The organism is Planktothrix prolifica NIVA-CYA 540 (assembly GCF_963864145.1).
Classification (GTDB): domain Bacteria; phylum Cyanobacteriota; class Cyanobacteriia; order Cyanobacteriales; family Microcoleaceae; genus Planktothrix; species Planktothrix agardhii.
In genome coordinates this window covers 63,569-83,500 of record NZ_CAWLTW010000001.1, presented here as the reverse complement: position 1 = coordinate 83,500, position 19,932 = coordinate 63,569, and the positions used below count along the sequence as shown (strand labels likewise).

Sequence of the window (19,932 nt, the reverse complement as noted above, 5' to 3'; positions counted from 1 at the left end):
TTTCTGCCTTAAAATTAGGGTGTTAGAATCACCCCAAAAGTATTTCTAGGTAGAAAATATTATGAAATTTGTTGATGAGTACCGGGATGGAAAACTCGCTCAAGATTATGCAAAAGCGATCGCGTCAATCACCACAAAACCCTGGAAAATCATGGAAATTTGTGGAGGACAAACCCATTCTATTGTTAAATACGGAATTGATGAGCTTTTACCCTCAGAAATTACCTTAATTCATGGCCCTGGCTGTCCTGTTTGTGTCACCGATATTAATATTATTGATCAAGCTATTGCCCTCGCTTCCTTACCTAATATTATTTTTTGTTCCTTTGGAGATATGTTAAGGGTTCCAGGGAGTGAAAAAGACCTATTAAGTGTTAAAGCTACCGGGGGAGATATCAGAATTATTTATAATCCCTTAGACTGTTTAAAAATTGCCCAACAAAACCCAACAAAACAGGTAATTTTCTTTGCTGTTGGCTTTGAAACCACCGCCCCAATAACGGCAATGGCAGTCTATCAAGCCCACCAACAAAATATTAATAATTTCTCCCTTTTAGTATCTCATGTTCTGGTGCCTCCGGCGATGGAAGCCCTCTTATCTAGTCCTAATTGTCAGGTGCAAGGGTTTTTAGCCGCGGGTCATGTTTGCACCGTCATGGGATATACGGAATATGAACCTATTGTTAATAAATATAAGATTCCAATTGTTGTCACCGGGTTTGAACCTATTGATATTTTACAAGGAATTTATTTATGTATTCAACAACTGGAAAAGGGAGAATATAAATTAGAAAATCAATATAATCGTTCGGTGCGTCAAGATGGGAATGAAACTGCTAAAACGATAATTCAAGAAGTCTTTGAAATTGTACCGCGTGAATGGCGAGGATTGGGAGAAATTCCCCAAAGTGGGTTAGGAATTAAACAAAAATATATTAATTTTGATGCTCAAAAACGCTTTAATTCTCAACAGTTAATTCCCGTTTCTTCCCCCTGCCAAGATTGTATTAGTGGTGAAATTCTCCAAGGGATTAAAAAACCCCAGGAATGTCCGGTTTTTGGAACCCGTTGCACTCCCGAACATCCGTTAGGGGCTCCAATGGTTTCTTCTGAAGGAGCTTGTGCTGCCTATTATCGCTATCGTCAACAAACCAAAATCCCCGTCCTTTAATGTTAAAATATGACGGGGTTAAGGGTATTCAAAGAATTGGTATGATTAGGAATAATGAAAGGGTACAGTAATCCAAGGTAAACAGATCCAAAATAGTAATATCCAGACCCACCATCCCCAGGTTAAAGGATCAGAATCTTCCGTTAAAATTGCATCTATTCTTTCTTCTAAACGACTACTACGAATGGAACAACTAAAAGACAAATTGCCATAATCGGGGGATTTAAAGGGAGCTTTGGCAAGATATAATAGGGATTCTGCTAATATTAATGGGTCAACTTGTTGGATTGCGTAATGATCCGCCCGCATCTCCCTTAATAATAGTAATTCTTGCCATAATTGGTTGGTATTGGGAAGCCAACTGGTTAAGATTTGTAGCCACCCCAGGGTAAAAAACCAAAAAGTATCCCGATAGTTTAAATGGGCTTGTTCATGGGCAATAACTGCTTCTAAATGAGTCTGATCTAAGAGGTTTAATAATCCTCTACTAACTACCAATTGTGGCTGCCAAAATCCAATTTGAGCGCTATAGGGAAAATCATCCTCTAAAATTCGTGCTGTTTTTCCCATCACAAGCTGTTGAGATAGGCGATGAATTCGGTATTGAGATTGCCACAATTGACCGATTAACTTAATAACCGTTAATATTCCCCAACCGATAAATCCCAAAGCCAGAATATAACTAAACCAACTGGCTTCGAGTCCCAACATTTCCCCTTTTGTTCCCATCCATAATACAGCCAAAGCTGTCATTAACAAAACCAAAGGCGGACAGACGAACAAAAATAGAGATTTTTGCCAGCGTTGATGCCAACTTCCCCCTTGAGGTAAGGGGATGAGTCGCAAACCGACCGCGCATCCTAGGGCGAATAAAATAATCATTAAGTGCATTATTGTTGTCCCTCCCGTTGGCGACGAATAGCATCAAGGCGTGAGGCAATAGCATCAATTTGATCTAAACTTGCAGTATCTAAACTATCAGCAAAAGAAGCAACTATATCGGGATTACCTATGGCTAAAAATCTATTTAAACGATCATAAGCTAAAATAGCCTGGGCTTGTTCACGGGTGAGTAAAGCTTGCCAATAAAAAGCCCGCTCCTGTTTATTGCAAGTTAACCAACCCTTATCTGTTAAACGACGCAATACTGTTGTTACTGAAGTATAAGCTAATTCTCGATTTGGGTCAGATAAAATCCGTTCATGGACGTCTTTAACCGTGGTTATACCGAATTCCCAGACTATTTCTAGGATTTCCGTTTCTAACGGGCCGAGGGAAAGTTGTCGAGGACGATAATTAGGCAGAGGAGCCATAGGGAATCCATAAAAATAATACTAATTAGTTAGTGTAATAGATGATTTGAATAAAAACAAGTAAAGGCAATTCATGAATTGCCCCTACCCTAAATTATTCAGTGAAATTTGCTATATTACTTTTTCCAATCCTGATCCGCTTGAGCTAACACATAAGCAGCAACATCAGCAATTTGATCGTCTTTTAAACGACCCTTGAAGCCGGGCATTGCACCTTTCCCATTTGTCACTTGGGTTTTGATTTTCTCGACATCATACATCCCATATTTTTCGAGATCCGCTTTTTTCAAAGTTTTCGCACCATTGACTAGGTTTTTACCCCCAGCATGACAAGAAGCGCAATTTGCTGAAAATACTTTAGCCCCATTTTCTAAATTGGCGGCAAACGCATTAGGAACAAAAGTTAAAATAGCCACGGTCATGACTAACAAGACTGAGATGATTTTTTTCATCTGTATTCTCCGCTCCAGGAAATTTAATCAATTATTCTATGGTGCAAAATGGGTTTCCCATTGTCAAAAGACAGGCCGTCAAACTTGTAAATATTTAAAATTTTACTTCATATTAATTAATGAAAATTAAACAAAAAAAGTAGTATGGTGCGTGAGCTTCCCTTCCCCACCTCCTCAAGATTAAAAACCATTAATGTAATCCTTCAATCTTGACTAGGAGAAATCTGTTTATTTTCTTCAATGTTAGCCGTTTTAATGATTTGTTTAGCTTCTAAATCTTTAACTTGATTGGATTTTAACCCTTCTAACCACTTGACTAAAATTAGTTCGGCATCATCAAAAATTTGTTCTTTTTGTAATTCTATTCTTAATGTATCTACGAACTGTCGTGTTAAGTGTTTTTGTAACTGTATGGCGATAAAATCTGGAGGTTTGTTTTTTCCTGCTTCCAGGGATTTTTTAGGACTTTCTGAAATGGTAATTGCAATTTTTTTAACAAAACTATCAGCAACTTGTTGAGGAAAATGTCCAATAAAAGGAATTTTATTTAATCCTTTATAAATCGGAGACTGTTGAATTGAGTTAGTGACTTGATAGTGTAGATATGCTTCTAATTCAGGACGAATGGTGGGTAAAACTTTAGCAATTGTAATTTCAACAATTTGGTTAGAAATTCCGGGGGGAGACTGGGATTCAAGTTCAATATCTTCTAAGGAAATAGATTGATAGGAAGAAGGAGGATTAACTAACTTTTTCAGGCTTCCTTGTTTAACAAAATCTTTGATTTTATCAACCCCTTGATTCACCAAAACTTGAACTAATTCCTGAGCAAAACTATAGATTATTTTTAATTTTAGGTAATCAATAGTTGGTTGTAAACTCGGAAAATTGGCTCGATTTAAGTGATAAATGGCTGAAATAAAACGTAAAAATAATAATTTAGGAATTAACAAAAATACATAATACCATAATTTTAAAATTGCCTCCCTTAGTGTTAGTTGGGGTTGGCGAGAACGAAGAACATAGATTTCCATTAAGAAGATTAAGAAAAACAGGCTGATCCAAGGTAAATCAATCAACCAAAATCGATTCACAAATTGACCATTTAAACTCAATTGTCGAAAATAGAATGACTCCATTAAACTTTGAATATCATTTTCAAAAAATTTGAGTTCTTTTTCCCATCCTTGTTTTTCTAAATTTTCCACACTCCAAAAGACATAAAAAGCCTGTCTGGAGGAGCGATCAGCCCAAATTAACTCCGGGGCTAAAAAATTTAATAGGTTAATTTTATATAAAAATTTTAGGGTAGGGGTCAGCCGAGTTGTTACTTTGGGATCTCGACTATAAATATGATCAATCATGCGATATTTAGCTTCGGTTAATGGCCCCAAATTATGTTCTAATTGTAAGAAATAAGTCCGATCAATAATATCAGCACTGGATTTTTGGAGATCTTTGAGTAAAGTTTGGGCTTTAGGCGTATTTAACTGATTATATTTTAAATAAACTTTTAATTCTGAAACTTTAACTAAATAACTTTGAGTTAATCGATCTGGTTCAATCCCTTTAATAATATCATAGGTTAAACTAGGTTCATTAAATAAAATTAAAAATCTAATATTTTGATTAAAAAATTTTAACTCTTTTTGCCATTGTTTTTGATTGAAAAAATCAGGACTCCAGAAGGTTTCCAAGGCTTGCTGAAAATTATTAATTTTGACATGGTTCTGAAAGCGTTTTTGAATTTCTACTAAAGTTCCATAGGAATTTAAAACCCGAAATGGGGGATTTTCTATAAATATTTGTAAACTCGATTCACGAATATTTTTTAATGCTAACTTAACTTCTTTAGACTCAATTCCAAATTGATTAATTGTTTTTTCAAGTTGATCAACTTGCTGCAAATATTGATTTTTAGGTGTATTTTCAGATTGGGCTTGATGTTGACTCCATTGTAAATAAAATCGACGAAGTTTAATATAACTTAAATCAAAAACGACTAAACAAAAATTAGCCGTAACAATCAGAGCTAAAATTCTAGCGACGAGGAGAGATAAACCTGTACGTTGAGTAGAAATTGGGGGTTCAAATTTCGTCGTCATAATCACCTATAGCGGATAACTTTTAAACAGCTTAGTGATGCTTTTTTAGTTCATTAATTCCCAGTAATATAGTTGCGACAATCATTGGAAGTAGATAATAAATGGCACGATAGGCTAATAAAGATCCTAAAACATTAGCTGGATTTACTTGAGAAGAAACCAAGGTTAAAACCACAGTTTCAAAGACCCCTAAACCTCCTGGAATATTACTAACCATACTAGCCGTCATTGCTAATAAATAAATGCTAAAACAACTGAGATAAGAAGCGGTGCTACCTTCAGGTAATAATACATATAAAACCCCGGCGGCGGCTCCCCAATCTACGGAGGCAAAAGCAATTAAAGCCAGTGAAACACTGACGGTAGGAAAGTTTAATTCTAATTCTCCAAGTTTGACAGGTTTATGATTAAAACTTGCCCATAATAGATAGACTCCAATGATGAGAAGAAAGATGATTCCCACCGGACGAACTGAAACAAAGGGTAAATCTAAAATACTGGGAACCTTTAAGGGGGTCAACAGAAAAACTAATCCACAGACTCCCAATAATCCTAACCAAAATGTTAAGTTAGTAAAGGCAATTACCTGGGCAATTATACCTGGAGGAACACGCCATTTTGAATATAACCGATAACGAACGGCACTCCCTGTCAATAGGGACAAACCAACATTATTACTAATTGCATAACTGGTAAATGCACCGAGGGCGACTTTAACATAATTCAGGGGAAACCCGATATAAATAAACGCTAAAATATCATAAGCTGTGGTCATTAAATAACTGGTTGTCATTAGGGCAATTGCACCCAGCCTATTAATTTTAGGAATATTAGATAGACTAATCAAAACATCATCTATAGAATATTTTTCCAGCTTTTGGCTAATGGCCCAAATCGAGAGACAAAATAGAAAAAAGCCGAGAAGAGAAGGCACAATCTTACGCATTCGATTCATCTCGGAATTTAACCCTAAACTGTTGGACATTACTTAATTTTAGCTAAATAGTCTTGCAAATCTTGAACCCTTTGCTGAGTTACTTTTGCTAAACATAGGGTTAAAAATAAAGGTTCGGCTGTACCCCCTAAAACTTGACTCGATTCAAAACTACAGGTTTTGTCTCGAAAGGAAATCCAAGCTCTTTGGGCTTCAATTAACCGTTTTTTGCGTTCGGGAGATAATTGACCGATGAGTTTTTGGTAAGTTTGATTCAGCTTTTGATCCGCGATTTGATATTGATCAGAGGCACATTTTCGCATTTCTAAAGTATTGCCATCGGGCTTACACTGAACATTTTGGGCAATCAATGTTTCAGGTGTGGCTAAACTCAGATTTACAAAAGCCGTAAAGTTGGCAATTATAAATACCAGAAAACAAACTTGTAATGTTTTTCGCATAGAGTAAGAAAGAATGGATTTTTTAAGAAAAAAAGTGTTAAGTTAAGGCAATATTTCCTATAGGTATTAAAGGTAAAATTGCTTAAAGATTAAGCTTTTGCCGGTAGTTAGCCACCGATTGTACAATCCCAATGGCTATCCAATTACTCAGTAATGAAGATCGACCATAGCTTAAGAAAGGTAGAGGAATTCCGGTAACTGGTGCTATGCCAATATTCATCCCAATGTTAACAAACACCTGAAACAATAACATACAAAGGACTCCAATAGCAATTAAAGATCCAAAAGAATCCTTAGCAGTTTGGGCAATAATCACTAGACGTAAACAGATAAACCAAAAAATAGCTAATACTGCAATGCAACCGATCAAACCCAACTCCTCACCGATGGCGGAAAAGATAAAATCCGTATGTTGTTCAGGAATAAAATTCAATTGAGTTTGAGTCCCATGATTAAGTCCCCGTCCATATAATTGTCCCGCACCAATGGCAATTCGAGACTGAATTAAATGATAACCACTCCCCAAGGGATCTTGTTCAGGATTCAAAAACCCAATCAGTCGCATTTTTTGATAGTCTTGCAACACATTCCAGAGAATATGGCTTAACTCTCCGGCTCCTAAGTTAACTAATAGGGCTAAAGGGCCAGTTAGCCATCGCCAAGGGAGACTCCACCAACCGACAAAACCCATTAATACAGCCCAAACAATTCCCGCCGGAAGATAGACATTAAAAATAATTGCAGTGATCACTGGAGAAAGGAGCAAAATCAACCAACCAGGATGAATATTACCCCAATACATCATCCCTAAAGTAATCGCACCAAACACTAAAGAAGTTCCCAAGTTAGGTTCAATAAAAACCAGCCCCCAAGGAACAGCAGCGATCGCTAAAATCCGAATCATATCCCTCAAATTTGGATTTTTTAACTCTTGGAGTAGGGCTGCTAAAGTAATAATAATTCCGACCTTAGCAAACTCCGAGGGTTGGACATGAAAACCCGCAATATTAATCCATCGTTGCGCCCCTAATGCCGTTGTCCCAATAATTTGTACCGCAACCAACGATAAATTTGTGATTCCATAAATCACCCATTTCCACTGAATCAGACGTTCATAACGACAACGGGAAAAAATCAAAGCTAAAGTTAAACCAATCGCTCCCGTCACCCAATGTTGCCACCAATCAGTTAAACCTTGATTTAACTCCACACTGCGGATCATAATTCCTGCAAATACGGTGAGAAGAAGACAGGCTCCCATCAGCCACAAATCTACCTCAACCCGAGTATAAAACATTGAACTCCGGCGACTTCCCCATCGAATTTTTTGAAACATAGTTTTTAGTTAAAACGCCCTTAACTCATTTAATGGGTTCATACAGGTATTCAAAGCCATTTCCGTCAAGATCTCGCCCATAAAAGGAAGCCGTACCATCCCGATGTTCATGAATTGTTGTCACCGGAATCCCTTGAGCCTTTAAGCTATGATAGGCACTTTCCATCTCGGTGCGATCGCTAAATACAAAACCAAAGTGAGGGCCAGCTTGATCATAACCCGGACTCAGTAAAGCTAATCCATCCTCACCCGCTTTTAAATAAGCCCAGTCCGTATCCTTCCAAACCAAATCCATCCCTAAGTTTTGATAAAACGCTGCGGATGAGTCGATATCATTCACACAAATAGCAACATGGCCTAGACGTTTCAAGTTCATAATTAGATTGAAAAAATTAACGTTTCCCTAACTATATTCTAGGGAATATAACTAGATTTTGCAGGAGAAAGCCACCAGTTTACTCGGCCGATTTTTTGGGTGCAGAATTAGCTTCCGGTTTAGTTTCCAAAGCATTAGGAGAACCGGGTTTAACAGACTTAGCTGGAGCTATACTACTACCAGCTTGTTTTTGAATTTGATCTTTATAAACTGCTGGGGCTAAATCCACCGCTTTAGCGAATAAAGGTTCCGCTTCTCCCGCATTTCCCTGTTCTTTTAAAACTAGAGCTTTAGCAAAAACTGGACGAAAATCTTTCTCATCATTTTTGATCGCTTCATCATAAATAGCGATCGCCTCATCATAGCGTTTATCCTCTGCATAAACCTGTCCCAAAATTAACTGCACCGACATTTCATCAATCGTATTGGGTACAGTTTGATTCGCATTTGCAGCGGCTTTCAGGGTATCCTGTAATAATCCAATCGCCGCTTCTGGACGTTTTTGTTGTAGGAATAAATTTGCTAAACCTTGTAAGGCTTGAATATCTCCGGGTTGACTGGCTAAAACTGTACGATAAATTTGAGCCGATCCTTCTTGATCTCCGGTATAGGCTTTCGCCTGTGCCAATAAAACACTGTAGCGTGTATCTTCAGGGTGTTTTTTTGCCAGTTTCTCTAAAGGTTCAATCACATCCTTCATTTCGGCTTGCTTAAACCGAATTAGCTCTAACCTGGCTTGTAATAAACCCTTCAAAGCCGTTTCGTTATCGGGTTCTCGCTGCAATACTAACTCATAACCCCGGGCTTGTGCTTGTAAATCGGATTGTTTACCCGTTTGAGCCGATTGTGTGGGAGTGGGAGTCGGTTGTTGTTTCGACTGATTGTTCTGGACAATCCCACTAATCAGTGGCCCCATAGAAAATCCCACAAAGGCAATCACCGCTAAAACCAAAACTACACTAATCAACCCACGACGTTTATCTACCATGAAACTCAATCCTGTACATATTAGGCCAACTTCCTTGCAGCTAATATGTTAACAGAAACAGTGTCCACAAGTGCAGAGGTGAAAGCATAAATAACAAATTTTAGACGGATTTAAACTAGAAACCATCAACAATTCCCTAACTCTGTTCCTTCCAGACAAGCGCCATCTAAAACCACACCTAGAAATAAGGTTTGTTCCAGAATTGCACATAGTAAATTAGCCCGTTCTAAATTTGTTCCTCGCAACACCGCGCCGGATAAATTAGCTTCTTCTAAATCAGCTTGAGATAAATCTGCACCGGATAAATTAGTATTTCTTAAATCCGCTTGATATAAAATTCCTTGGGATAAATTAACACCGCGTAAATCTGCACCCCTTAAATCAATACCACTTAAATCCAAATTTCCACAGGTGGCTCCGGTTAAAAAAGCTCCAGCAAAACTCGCTTCTTTTACCTCAACATCGAATAGAATAGCCCCCCTTAAATCAGCATTTCTCAAGTCAGCCCCAGATAAATTAGCCCCGGATAAATCAGCCCCTCTTAAATTAGCTCGGAGTTGCGCTCCTTGTAAATTAGCCCCGGATAAATTAGCCCCAGATAAATTAGCCCCAGATAAATTAGCACCGGACAAATCAATACCGGACAAATCAATACCGGATAAATTTATATTAGTCAGGTCTTTAATATTTCCTTGTTTAATGGCATTAAAATCAACCGATAATGTGCGAGTCATAGTCATAATCAATGATGATTGAAACAACTTAAATTTTAGATTCTTTTTGAGGTTGAGATTTAGAAGTTAACTCCTCCTCTAACCAAATATTCGGTAATTGACTGGGTTGAGTTGGCAATTGCATCAACCCTATTTCCGTTAATTTTACAACGGTTTTTAAAGATTCAATTATGGCTGGATCAAACCGAGTTCCACTCAACTCCTGACATTTTTCTAGCGCTTCACTTAAACCCAAAGCCGGACGTTTACCACGGGGTTGAATAAAGGCTTGAAAATAAGCTACAACAGCTAAAATTCGGGATTTAATATCAATTTCTTCTCCTTTTAAACCATTGGGTTTGCCCGTGCCGTCCCAATGTTCTAAATAATAATACACGACATCCCGAACTTCCGATAATTCTGGCATAGATTCTAATAATCTAGCCCCAATTAATGTCCGTTCTGACCAAAACCTTTTCGTGGCATCATCCATTTCTTCCGGGGTTTGATTAAACACCTCATCCGGTGCTGATGCTAACCCAATTCTATATAATAATCCCGCTAACCGTAACCGCCTTAAAGTCACCGTAGGCAAATCTAAAATTTGACCAATGGTTTCCGATAAAGCCGCGACTTGTAAGGAAGCACAGGGGTTATCGTGATCTCGTTCATCCACCCGTTGTGCCATTCTTAAAAACGCCTGTAATTTATTGCCACTAATATTCCGGCTGACTCGTTTGGCTTGCCCTTCTAATTCCCATAATTCTCGGGTTTGGCGGTTAACGGTAATTAATTCTTGTTGAGAAGATTGTAAATAACTAACAATCCGAGAAACTACGCTAGTTAAATCAGGAACTTGATGATAAGGTGTAGCTACAATTTGCTGATGTTGTGCCAATAAACTATCCGCTAATTCAGGATTATAGGGTCGAAACCGCTCAATTAAAATTTCAGCAGATTTACGAACCAACTTTTGATCAAATGTCCATAATCCATAAAATTTTCGTTCGCTATCAATCGTTGGTTTACTATGATGGGCATATTCATCTTCCCTCAATTCATGGCACAATACCATGGTGGTATAACTCGGAGCTAAAATAATTAAATTCCACTCCATCACTAAACTATCAGAACGGTCTAAATTAACTAAAGAGACATTCTCTAATTGTCCGGTGCGATGGGTCAAAAATCCACTATCCGCAACGGCACTAATCACAACATGGCGACAAGATTGAACCATATCAAAATACCGTTCGGCTTCTTGAAGATACCATTTTCCCTCCTGAAATGTGACTAATACTAGAGGTTGTTGATCCGGTGTGGCATCACTATTTTGTAAAATGTGATCTTCGAGGGCATGACACAGGGCAACTAGGGTATTTTTGAAGTAAACACCGTAACTAGAAGGCAGTTGACCATCCCCAAGGGATGATTTAAGCTGATTGAGCGTGGATTCTGGATTCATTGGCAAAAGCGAGTCCCGACTATTCCTTAAATCTTAACTGTTATGGGCAGAATTTCAGGGTCAATCATGAAAAATTTTCATTTTCTCGTCGAGATCGCCCCCAATCCAGGGTAGGATCAATCACCGTAAGATATTATTGCTTTTGAAACCCAGTGATTTCCTTTGCCTTAATGTTTTAGGGAGAGTCGATTTATGACAATGCAACCAGATTTTTCATCTCTATCTGTTTCACAACCTGTGCCAATGTCCACAGGGACTACAACTTCCCTAGTGGGGGTTAATATTATTACGATTACCCAAAAAGATGTCAATAGAAAGGGTCAATATATTGGCACAAGTGGCCCAGATTATATTCAAGTCTCTCCGTTTCTCGCCCCGTTTAACTTTGCCATTTATGGTTTAGAGGAGCAGGATACCCTATCGGGAGGTGCTGGAGATGATAGTTTATTTGGAGGGAAAGGAAACGATTCTTTGATCGGTTTAAATGGCAATGATATTATTCAAGGAAATTTAGGTGCGGATTATATTAATAGCGGAGATGGGAATGATTCTGTTTATGGAGGACAGGGAAATGATACCCTTTTGGGCGGAGGAGGAAATGATTATCTGGCCGGAGATAAAGGGATAAATCAGTTAACCGGAGGATTTGGGATTGACAACTTTTCGGTTCGTGCTTTTCCTCCCGAAAATACAGGTTCTTCATCCAATTTTATTCCCACTAATGCAGATATAATTACGGATTTTACCCCCGGAGAAGATCTAATTATTGTTAGTGGAGTTCCTTCTTTTGCTCAGTTGCGTTTAACCTCCATTCCCCCAGAAGCTGTGCGAGGGGTATTTCCTAGTATTGAACGTACCCTTGGCGGTGGAACTTTAATTGAAGTTCAAGGCACAGGTCAAATTATTGGCTTTTTAGAAAATATTCAACCCCAACAATTATTAACATCTTCCTTTCTCTTTTTCCCGACTCCTTGAGGTTAGTTTATTCGTTTAAATATGAATTGTAGGTTTCTCCATCACTTAAGGGTAAAAAGATTTCAATGATGGTTCCTTGATTCTTCCCTGGACTAACTAATTGAATTCTACCTCCCATCATTTCGACTAAATTTTTTGAAATTGCTAATCCCAATCCGGTACTTCCTAGGGTGTGGAGTCGAGATTCATCTTCCACCACAAAGGGTTGAAATAGTTTTTCTTGAATGTGAGGTGAAATCCCAATTCCCGTATCCTTAATCGTAATCACAGCTATTTCTTCACTCTCTTGTGTTTGAGGATGATTACCATGACGAATTTCTGTACTAATTGAAATACTGCCTCGGTCTGTAAATTTAATGGCATTCCCAATAATATTAATGAAAATTTGCTTAAGTTTTGTGGGGTCAGCTTTGACCTTAATTCGGTGGGAATAGTCCTGTTTATAGAGTCGTAATCCTTTTTGACGAATATTAGAAAATTGTAGGTAAAGAGCAGCCGTTAAACACGCCTGTAAATCAATAGTTTTAATATCAAAAGAAATTCGACCTTCTTCAATTCTAGCTAAATCTAAAACCTGATTAATTAACGTTAATAGATGCAGGGAAGAATCATGGGCTTGTTTTAAAAGCTCCAGTTCTTCATCTCGATCATCACATAAATCATCCAATAGGAGTTGTAAGGAACCAATAATCCCATTCATCGGCGTTCTTAACTCATGGGATGTTTGCCTCAGAAAATCATCTTTTCGATGATTCATCTCCTGCAAAACTTTATTTTTAGATTCAAGATTGCTATATTTTTCAACCGTTGTTTTCAGTTGTTTTCCTAGATCATGTTTTTCTAGTAAAAACCGTTCTTTCGTAGTTTGTAATAGTGCCTCTAAGGAAGCATTTTTTTGTTTTAACTGTTGCAGATTTTGATAATAAATTAACGCCATTAGAGAACTGAAAAAAGCCACTAATACGGAAACAATCGGTATCAATACTTTGGATACCGAAAAACTGTGAGCAAGATAAGCAATAACTCCCAATGCTATCAAAGCTATTATAGCAATTGGCACTCCTCGCTTTAGCTCCATTGATTGTCTGAGCTTTTGCCCCATATATTACACCCGTCAGTTGCTCCAAAGGTTAATTTTTAGCGATATAGCAGGGAACGCCGGATCAGGGAACAGCCCCCCAAACCCCCCGTGCACGGCCAGGGGGAAAACACTTTACCGTCTGGGTTCCAAGATCCGTCTGGTGTCTTAACTGCCTTGGCGGTTGCTATATTAAAACTTCCCCTCCTATGCTATCTTGCAAAGTTGATTTTGAAATCCCCCTTTTTTGCCAGGACGGAAATCTTAATCACTGAGTTTCAAATCAAAATTAAGCCCTGAAGGGCTTACTACAAGGAAAAACCTGGCCTCTTTTTTAAGAAACCAGGCTTTCAATTCATCAACTTAGATGATTTAAAGCTAAAATCAGGGCCGATTAATTAAACTGCCACAGCCGTTTTAGTAGTAGCACTCAATTCACCTTTAGCGTACTTAGCTGCAAACTCATCTAAAGTTTGAACTTTGATCTTATCTGCATTACCCGCAGAACCGAATTGATTATAACGATCCGCACAAACTTGCTTCATATATTTGATAGAAGGTTTCAGGAAGTGACGGGGATCAAAGTTAGAAGGATCTGAGAAAGCCGCTTCCCGGAAGGCTGCGGTAATCGCTAAACGGTTGTCAGTATCAATATTAACTTTCCGAACACCGCTCTTAATTCCTTTTTGGATTTCTTCCACAGGAACCCCATAGGTTTCAGGGATTTGACCACCGTATTTGTTGATGATTTCTAACAAATTTTCAGGAACAGAAGAAGAACCGTGCATCACTAAGTGAGTATTCGGTAAACGACGGTGAATTTCTTCAATGCGACTAATTGCCAGAATTTCACCAGTCGGTTTCCGGGTGAATTTGTAAGCACCGTGACTGGTGCCAATGGCGATCGCTAAAGCGTCTACTTGGGTACGTTCCACGAACTCAACAGCTTCGTCAGGGTCAGTTAACAACTGTTCCATGGTTAATTTCCCTTCTGCACCGTGACCATCTTCTTTGTCACCTTGCATGGTTTCCAGGGAACCTAAACAACCTAGTTCGCCTTCAACGCTAACACCAATGGAGTGAGCCACTTTCACCACTTCTAAGGTGACAGCCACGTTATATTCAAGGTTGGCGGGGGTTTTACCATCGGCTTTGAGGGAACCATCCATCATCACGCTAGTAAAGCCATGACGCATCGCCGAATAGCAGGTGGCGGGAGAGTTGCCGTGATCTTGGTGCATGGCAATGGGGATGTGGGGATAGGTTTCCACCGCCGCTAAAATCAGGTGGCGTAGGAAGCTTTCGCCCGCATATTGACGAGCGCCGCGAGAAGCTTGCAAAATCACAGGGCTATTAGTTTCTTCCGCAGCCTGCATAATGGCTTGGATCTGCTCCATGTTATTCACATTGTATGCAGGAAGTCCATAATCGTTTTCAGCCGCATGATCTAGCAAAAGCCGCATGGGTACGAGCGCCATAAAATTGCCTCCTAAGTTGTTGTTTTGTAAATTGGTTCCGAGATCGTCCTAATCAAAACAATATTAAGACAATTTGGTAATTTCCGGTGGCTCTGATCAGAAATTTGTTATTTTTTTAGGGGCAGGGCTTCAAAATCGTAGTAAGCCCTTCAGGGCTTCAATCCCATGGCTACAGGTAAGGAACTTTAAAATCACTCTAAGTTAAGCCCAGAAAAGCTCACAACAATTGATCTTGTTGCCTCGTATCGGTTTTGCACTTTCCGATATGACATAATGTTACTTTTGTCAAGTATCACTGTTGGCTTTTGGGAATTCTGCGATCGCTCGTCATCAGCGTTTCAATGCCCTCTATAGAAAAGATGAGGAGCCTTTGAGAGTTCAAAGGCTAATACTTGTCAAGCCTCAGATTTTGATGCTCACAATCAATTTACTTGCATTACTTACAGTTAGCTATAGCCCATTCTTGCAAGTAGTTTCCTATAACTATTTTACCAATTTGATAGCCACCATAAACAGCTGCACCTGTCCCTCCAACTAATAGAAATCCCATGACAGCAGGGCCACCTACGGCGGAAGTCACAACTGCTGTAGCTGCTGCTCCACTTGCACTGCTACCCAACCAGCCAGCTATTAACTGAGTTAAGCCACCTAATCCCAACTGAGACACAGTAGAAGCAATTCCGGCATAACCAGACAAAGCTCCTGCACCAGCAGCAGAAGCACTTGTTACAGATCGAAGTATTACAACTGTTGCATCTGCACCTTTTTCAATAGCCGTCCAACTGGAACTATCACCTCCTTGAACTTTATCCAGATAAGATTGACACATAGTTTCTGGAGTTGATTGTAGAAAAACTTTCATATCTTTTCGGAGTTGTTTGTTCTTTCCAAGCACTTGTTCACCCGCAAAAGATATAGAGTCCAAAACCAGTTGATTGACCGGAATATTAATGTTAGCTAAAAATGAGTTAGTTTTGTTGGAAATATCTGCGTAGTCAATTGCTTGAAGGTTGTTTCCAAAGTCTTGAACTAGCTGTTGACCGTACTTTAATTGATCCCCACTAACTTTACTTGCATCTTTCAAGATTTGATTCGATGAAATAAAAGTATTTCCTAATGTAGTTTGGGTGTTGGCAAGAATCTGTTTTCCTAATTCAGCCTTGGCATAAAGTAGTTGAGCCGTTTCTTCTAAAACCTGGTCTTTAGCAATGTTTTGCTGTTCTAAAACATTTTTAGTAGTTTCGACAAACTGACTGCTACCCACAAAATTACTGAGGTCTTGCATAGCTTGTTTGCTAAGAGCAACATCTCCCTCGATTGCACCACTAACATCGGTGATTATCTGTGATAGATTGATCTGATTTAATAAAGATTTTGCTTCAGCACTTAAACGGCTTCCAATTTCAAGCTGCTTTCTTGTAAGCTCGTTGACTTTTTGGGAAAGTTCTGATCCGTGTTGAAGTTGTTCTCCGATAAAACCTTGTGATCCTTTTATCAGATTGAAAGATCCTTTTTTCGTATCCTCGAAGACTTGACCCATATTACTGAGTAGAGTTGGGTCACTAGCTAAAATTACAACAGGTGAGTTAGCATTTATTGGCGTTATCGGATCTGCTAAAGCTTTGGCTGTTTCTATAAATCCTGAATGAATGAGTAGAAACAAACTTGAAATAAGAATTACTAATGGTTTCCGACAAGACTTAAACATTATTAAATTTCCCTACAGACACATAATTCAATGATGAGCAACTCACCTTTATCTCAATGATGAGTTACTCACCTTTATCATGCCTTAAAAATGGGTCGCCCGGGGCTCGAACCCGGAACAAATCGGTTAAAAGCCGAGTACTCTACCATTGAGTTAGCGACCCGCGCGTTTTGTACTTTTCTCACGCACAGTTTCTAATAGTAACACAACACTTTCGGGTTGACAAGTGGTTTCTCAAAAAAATGTTGCATTCAGGTGGACGAGCATCTCACAACTGGCTCCGGGCTTGAGATAGGTCAATAATTTTCCCGTATTCATCGCATTGCGGGGGGCTGTCCAAGGTTCCAAACAATAGTAATCTTTGCCCTTGACTGTCCAATAGACCACACTAGAATAGGCATAACTATAGCCCATAATAATTTTAGAGCGACGACTGTGATCAATGGTGGTGGTGGCTAACCCGGTGAGGGGATTAAACAGACCGTCTATTTCCTCCTCCAATGGATCAAACCGCCCCGTAAACACATGGTTTTTCTGGGTGCGTTGATCTCGATACTGCATCGCCGGAATTTCAAAAGCCAATTGCTCCTTATCTCCCGCTAGGAAATAAGGATGTAACCCCGTGGAAAAGGGCATGGTCTGGGCGGGTAGACTATCCATTGTCCCGCAGAGGTTCGTATAACGTTGGAAAATCTGTAGAGAGTTACCCTTGAGCGTGTAGGTAAACTCCACTTCAAAATCAAAGGGATAAACGGAACGGGTTTGGGGATTACTTGTCAAGACCAAGGTAATCGCAGCCCCCTGGGTTGTCGCCTGTTGCGCTACTGTCCAGGGCAAATTTCGAGCAAAACCATGTTGTTTGAGGTGATACTTTTGACCCTGATATGTGTAGGTATCATCGGGTAAATTCCCACAAATGGGGAATAAAATCGGGATTCCGCCCCGTACCGTTAACTCAGGATTAGCAAACCGTTCACTATCTAAATACAGTAAATCCTGACCCTCGACTTGCCAACGGGTAATGATTCCGCCCCGTTCGGGTACAACTTCTAGGCTCGACTGGGTAGCCGGGTCAGACAGGACGTAGGTTTTATATTGTTGATGGGGTTTCAGTGCGATCGCAAACACAGTAATAGTTAGGAATAAATAAACTTTGGACAGGTAAACAAATTCACTCAGTGGGTGACCGTTAGGATCTTAGCCTATGACTTGATCAAGCTCTCGATGTTTCAAAGGAAGATCAATTTCAGCATGAGATCCCGTGCTCACAGATTGCTGTTTAGGAATAGCAATTTGAAACGAAATTGGGGAGTTGGAACCCCTATAACTTTGGGTGCTAGGGACGGGAGCCTGGGGAAAAGAAGGAAGGGAGATAAACGGATCTTTAATAAAAGGTTGATCAATATAGGGTTTGAGGTCATCCTGGGTTTCCGTTTTAGTTTCTAATTTAGGGGGTAAGGGGGATTCAGTCTGTGACATAGACCCCGACCCCTCAGAAACTGGAGACTGCATGGGTTCGGAGAACAGTGTTTTCGGGGGTTCCGATGGGACTATCTCCGTCGCAGTAGGTGGACTTTCTGGCTTAGGTTCCGTCACTAAGGGTAAAGTCGGTTCGGTTAAGGCTGCATCCACCTGTTTAATCTGTCGTTGGGGGGTGTCTAAGACGACGGAGGACTGCATGGGCTGATCAAAAATTTGTGAGAGTCGCCCCACCCGTTTAATAATATCCTCGCCTTTTTTAGTTGATATCACCTTAGCTTGATATTGGGTCACTTCTACTGGTAAAAACTCGACCTTCATTTGATGGTTAGCATTTAGGGCAACTCTAAGCACAGCAGTTTCATAGTCCGCGCGACTATTTCCCCCAAAAATAAAATTCCCCAGGGAGTAAACAATCGGCCGACCTTTATAAATTTCTGCACCCTGTAGGGTATGGGGATGATGACCAATCACCACATCGGCTCCTTGATCAATCGTAAATCGAGCCAGGTCAATTTGCCAGTCCCCCGGATATTCCGCCAGTTCTACGCCCCAATGGTAGTTAACCACCACCCAATCCACCTGATCTCGAATGGCTTTAATATCGGCGGCTACCCGCTCATCATAACGGGGATTGGTTCCGGCTAAACTCTCAGTAGCAGCATGAAAGTCGGCATCGTAATAGCCTAAATAGGCAATTCGTTGACCTTTAACTTCAATAATCGTGGGCCGACGAGCTTCTTTAATATCTCGACCTGCTCCCACGGCCTTAATTCCAGCTTTGTCTAAAGTTGCGATGGTTTCCACTAACCCCGGCTCCTCATAATCCATCGTATGATTATTGGCAAGATTGACAATATCAATTCCTCCTTGAGTTAAAACCTCAACGGATTCTGGGTCAGCTTTGAAATTAAACTGTTTGTTGGGACGGCGCAAAGTAGAACGGGTGAGGGGATTTTCTAAATTCACCATTGCCACATCGGCATCCTGATATTCGGGGAGTTGGGCAAAGGGTAGGGAGTAGTTCGTCCCAATCACATCTTCAAAGTGATCGGACAGGGTGACATCTCCCCCAAATACTAAAGTCACCGTTGGATCTTGGGGATTTTTGACTTGTTCCTGTTGTACCACTGGAACTACTTCTAAGGCGGCTTGCACGGTATCATGGCGTTTTGGTGGCGGTGCGACCATCACTACCTTTTCTTGAGGGTTGGATAGGGGGAGTTGTTGGGCGTTGACTTCGTAGTAACTCACCCAACAGCCCAATACAAAGGTAGAAACGGCCGAACCCATCATAAACATTAACCGCAGGGTTTTAAATTTAATCCCGTCCAGATTTAACCACCGTCGGTATGCTTGTCCTTTGCTTCGATAAACTTGATTGGCTGGAGTCACTAGCCGTACCGATTGTTTCCAGAGAATCTCCCCATCTCCTTGATACCGGGCGGCAATTTTTACTCCTTCTAGGTTAGGGGCGTTGAGTTTCCACAGCAAGTGACAGATAAACTTAACAATGCCCTCATTCATGGCTTCCTGTTGAAATTCAACCAGGACGGGTAAACAGCCTTTATGATCGGGGGGCGCGACTCTCGCTGAGATCCCTTCAGGTCTGAGATAGGTATTAATTAAATCGCTAATTGCCCTTAGGTCTCCAGTCCGGGCTAATTCAAAAATAGAAGGTTGACCTAAATATTCTGCATAAACCATAAAAATACTATCCTCTCCCTATAGAAATTTTGCTTGCGGTTCAGTTTAATATAAAGATCACCTTAACCCTGACCCTAGCGAGTCGTTGATCATTAGATTTTATCAAAAATGGTAGCCATAGGAATAGATTTAGGAATTTCTAGTCTACCTACAACATCTATTCGTAACTACTAATCAAATAGTGGCTACAGGC

Annotated in this window: 18 protein-coding genes and 1 tRNA gene; 2 read left to right on the top strand and 17 right to left on the bottom strand. The window is 39.9% G+C overall.

Features of this window, described 5'->3' with window-relative positions:
* Window positions 1-61: 61 nt before the first annotated feature.
* Window positions 62-1,171: a hydrogenase formation protein HypD gene (gene hypD / locus AC559H_RS00350; RefSeq protein WP_026793369.1), complete on the top strand. Its 1,110-nt coding sequence runs from the start codon at window positions 62-64 to the stop codon at window positions 1,169-1,171.
* A gap of 45 nt (window positions 1,172-1,216) precedes the next feature.
* On the opposite strand, the gene AC559H_RS00345 is transcribed toward hypD, so the two are convergent.
* The 11 genes from AC559H_RS00345 to AC559H_RS00295 all read right to left on the bottom strand — a co-directional run bounded on the left by AC559H_RS00345 (window position 1,217) and on the right by AC559H_RS00295 (window position 11,314).
* The gene (locus AC559H_RS00345) at window positions 1,217-2,062 is read right to left on the bottom strand and encodes a M56 family metallopeptidase (protein WP_026793368.1); all 846 of its coding nucleotides are present in this window, start codon (window positions 2,060-2,062) and stop codon (window positions 1,217-1,219) included.
* The gene (locus tag AC559H_RS00340) at window positions 2,062-2,484 is read right to left on the bottom strand and encodes a BlaI/MecI/CopY family transcriptional regulator (protein WP_026793367.1); all 423 of its coding nucleotides are present in this window, start codon (window positions 2,482-2,484) and stop codon (window positions 2,062-2,064) included. The genes AC559H_RS00345 and AC559H_RS00340 overlap by 1 nt, the downstream gene beginning before the upstream one ends.
* 116 nt (window positions 2,485-2,600) lie before the next feature.
* Window positions 2,601-2,936: a cytochrome c6 PetJ gene (gene petJ, locus AC559H_RS00335; protein WP_026793366.1), complete on the bottom strand. Its 336-nt coding sequence runs from the start codon at window positions 2,934-2,936 to the stop codon at window positions 2,601-2,603.
* Window positions 2,937-3,139: 203 nt separating this feature from the next.
* Window positions 3,140-5,041 (bottom strand): hypothetical protein, encoded by a 1,902-nt coding sequence (locus AC559H_RS00330; protein WP_051319791.1) that lies wholly within the window; start codon window positions 5,039-5,041, stop codon window positions 3,140-3,142.
* A 31-nt stretch (window positions 5,042-5,072) separates the two neighbouring features.
* Window positions 5,073-6,026: a lysylphosphatidylglycerol synthase domain-containing protein gene (locus AC559H_RS00325; protein WP_201799587.1), complete on the bottom strand. Its 954-nt coding sequence runs from the start codon at window positions 6,024-6,026 to the stop codon at window positions 5,073-5,075.
* A complete protein-coding gene (locus AC559H_RS00320; protein WP_026787593.1) occupies window positions 6,026-6,436 on the bottom strand; it encodes a lysozyme inhibitor LprI family protein in 411 nt (136 codons plus the stop codon). Before AC559H_RS00320 ends, AC559H_RS00325 begins: the two co-directional genes overlap by 1 nt.
* 82 nt (window positions 6,437-6,518) lie before the next feature.
* Window positions 6,519-7,772: a rod shape-determining protein RodA gene (gene rodA / locus AC559H_RS00315; RefSeq protein WP_026793365.1), complete on the bottom strand. Its 1,254-nt coding sequence runs from the start codon at window positions 7,770-7,772 to the stop codon at window positions 6,519-6,521.
* 25 nt (window positions 7,773-7,797) lie between these two features.
* A complete protein-coding gene (locus tag AC559H_RS00310; RefSeq protein ID WP_026787595.1) occupies window positions 7,798-8,148 on the bottom strand; it encodes a VOC family protein in 351 nt (116 codons plus the stop codon).
* A 79-nt stretch (window positions 8,149-8,227) separates the two neighbouring features.
* Window positions 8,228-9,136 (bottom strand): tetratricopeptide repeat protein, encoded by a 909-nt coding sequence (locus AC559H_RS00305; protein ID WP_026787596.1) that lies wholly within the window; start codon window positions 9,134-9,136, stop codon window positions 8,228-8,230.
* Between the two features lie 125 nt (window positions 9,137-9,261).
* The gene (locus AC559H_RS00300; RefSeq protein ID WP_026793364.1) at window positions 9,262-9,876 is read right to left on the bottom strand and encodes a pentapeptide repeat-containing protein; all 615 of its coding nucleotides are present in this window, start codon (window positions 9,874-9,876) and stop codon (window positions 9,262-9,264) included.
* 22 nt (window positions 9,877-9,898) lie between these two features.
* Window positions 9,899-11,314, bottom strand: a complete 1,416-nt coding sequence (locus tag AC559H_RS00295) for an HD domain-containing phosphohydrolase (RefSeq protein ID WP_026793363.1) — start codon at window positions 11,312-11,314, stop codon at window positions 9,899-9,901.
* A 192-nt stretch (window positions 11,315-11,506) separates the two neighbouring features.
* Here AC559H_RS00295 and AC559H_RS00290 point away from each other — a divergent pair, with 192 nt between their 5' ends.
* Window positions 11,507-12,289 carry a calcium-binding protein gene (locus AC559H_RS00290; protein ID WP_051319792.1) on the top strand — a complete coding sequence of 261 codons (783 nt, stop codon included), beginning with the start codon at window positions 11,507-11,509 and terminating at the stop codon, window positions 12,287-12,289.
* Window positions 12,290-12,296: 7 nt separating this feature from the next.
* Here the strand turns inward: AC559H_RS00290 and AC559H_RS00285 are convergent, their stop codons facing one another.
* The 6 genes from AC559H_RS00285 to AC559H_RS00260 all read right to left on the bottom strand — a co-directional run bounded on the left by AC559H_RS00285 (window position 12,297) and on the right by AC559H_RS00260 (window position 19,739).
* Window positions 12,297-13,367: a sensor histidine kinase gene (locus tag AC559H_RS00285; RefSeq protein ID WP_237745613.1), complete on the bottom strand. Its 1,071-nt coding sequence runs from the start codon at window positions 13,365-13,367 to the stop codon at window positions 12,297-12,299.
* A gap of 398 nt (window positions 13,368-13,765) precedes the next feature.
* Entirely contained in the window at window positions 13,766-14,845 is a 1,080-nt protein-coding gene (gene fba / locus AC559H_RS00280; protein ID WP_026793361.1) for a class II fructose-bisphosphate aldolase, read from the bottom strand.
* 436 nt (window positions 14,846-15,281) lie between these two features.
* Window positions 15,282-16,553 (bottom strand): hypothetical protein, encoded by a 1,272-nt coding sequence (locus AC559H_RS00275; protein ID WP_026793360.1) that lies wholly within the window; start codon window positions 16,551-16,553, stop codon window positions 15,282-15,284.
* A 91-nt stretch (window positions 16,554-16,644) separates the two neighbouring features.
* A tRNA-Lys gene (locus AC559H_RS00270) sits at window positions 16,645-16,716 on the bottom strand.
* A gap of 71 nt (window positions 16,717-16,787) precedes the next feature.
* Window positions 16,788-17,681, bottom strand: coding sequence for an aldose epimerase family protein (locus tag AC559H_RS00265; RefSeq protein ID WP_026793359.1), 894 nt, complete (start codon window positions 17,679-17,681; stop codon window positions 16,788-16,790).
* A gap of 69 nt (window positions 17,682-17,750) precedes the next feature.
* The gene (locus tag AC559H_RS00260) at window positions 17,751-19,739 is read right to left on the bottom strand and encodes a CapA family protein (RefSeq protein WP_051319793.1); all 1,989 of its coding nucleotides are present in this window, start codon (window positions 19,737-19,739) and stop codon (window positions 17,751-17,753) included.
* Window positions 19,740-19,932 lie beyond the last annotated feature (193 nt).

Excerpts from the sequence above, each read along its gene's own strand:
- AC559H_RS00290 (WP_051319792.1), top strand. The coding sequence starts at position 11,507 with ATGACAATGCAACCAGATTTTTCATCTCTATCTGTTTCACAACCTGTG.
- AC559H_RS00320 (WP_026787593.1), bottom strand. The coding sequence starts at position 6,436 with ATGCGAAAAACATTACAAGTTTGTTTTCTGGTATTTATAATTGCCAAC.
- petJ (WP_026793366.1), bottom strand. The coding sequence starts at position 2,936 with ATGAAAAAAATCATCTCAGTCTTGTTAGTCATGACCGTGGCTATTTTA.
- hypD (WP_026793369.1), top strand. The coding sequence starts at position 62 with ATGAAATTTGTTGATGAGTACCGGGATGGAAAACTCGCTCAAGATTAT.
- AC559H_RS00310 (WP_026787595.1), bottom strand. The coding sequence starts at position 8,148 with ATGAACTTGAAACGTCTAGGCCATGTTGCTATTTGTGTGAATGATATC.
- AC559H_RS00345 (WP_026793368.1), bottom strand. The coding sequence starts at position 2,062 with ATGCACTTAATGATTATTTTATTCGCCCTAGGATGCGCGGTCGGTTTG.
- AC559H_RS00260 (WP_051319793.1), bottom strand. The coding sequence starts at position 19,739 with ATGGTTTATGCAGAATATTTAGGTCAACCTTCTATTTTTGAATTAGCC.
- fba (WP_026793361.1), bottom strand. The coding sequence starts at position 14,845 with ATGGCGCTCGTACCCATGCGGCTTTTGCTAGATCATGCGGCTGAAAAC.
- AC559H_RS00300 (WP_026793364.1), bottom strand. The coding sequence starts at position 9,876 with ATGACTATGACTCGCACATTATCGGTTGATTTTAATGCCATTAAACAA.
- AC559H_RS00305 (WP_026787596.1), bottom strand. The coding sequence starts at position 9,136 with ATGGTAGATAAACGTCGTGGGTTGATTAGTGTAGTTTTGGTTTTAGCG.
- AC559H_RS00285 (WP_237745613.1), bottom strand. The coding sequence starts at position 13,367 with ATGGAGCTAAAGCGAGGAGTGCCAATTGCTATAATAGCTTTGATAGCA.
- AC559H_RS00340 (WP_026793367.1), bottom strand. The coding sequence starts at position 2,484 with ATGGCTCCTCTGCCTAATTATCGTCCTCGACAACTTTCCCTCGGCCCG.
- AC559H_RS00275 (WP_026793360.1), bottom strand. The coding sequence starts at position 16,553 with ATGTTTAAGTCTTGTCGGAAACCATTAGTAATTCTTATTTCAAGTTTG.
- AC559H_RS00295 (WP_026793363.1), bottom strand. The coding sequence starts at position 11,314 with ATGAATCCAGAATCCACGCTCAATCAGCTTAAATCATCCCTTGGGGAT.
- AC559H_RS00330 (WP_051319791.1), bottom strand. The coding sequence starts at position 5,041 with ATGACGACGAAATTTGAACCCCCAATTTCTACTCAACGTACAGGTTTA.
- AC559H_RS00325 (WP_201799587.1), bottom strand. The coding sequence starts at position 6,026 with ATGTCCAACAGTTTAGGGTTAAATTCCGAGATGAATCGAATGCGTAAG.
- rodA (WP_026793365.1), bottom strand. The coding sequence starts at position 7,772 with ATGTTTCAAAAAATTCGATGGGGAAGTCGCCGGAGTTCAATGTTTTAT.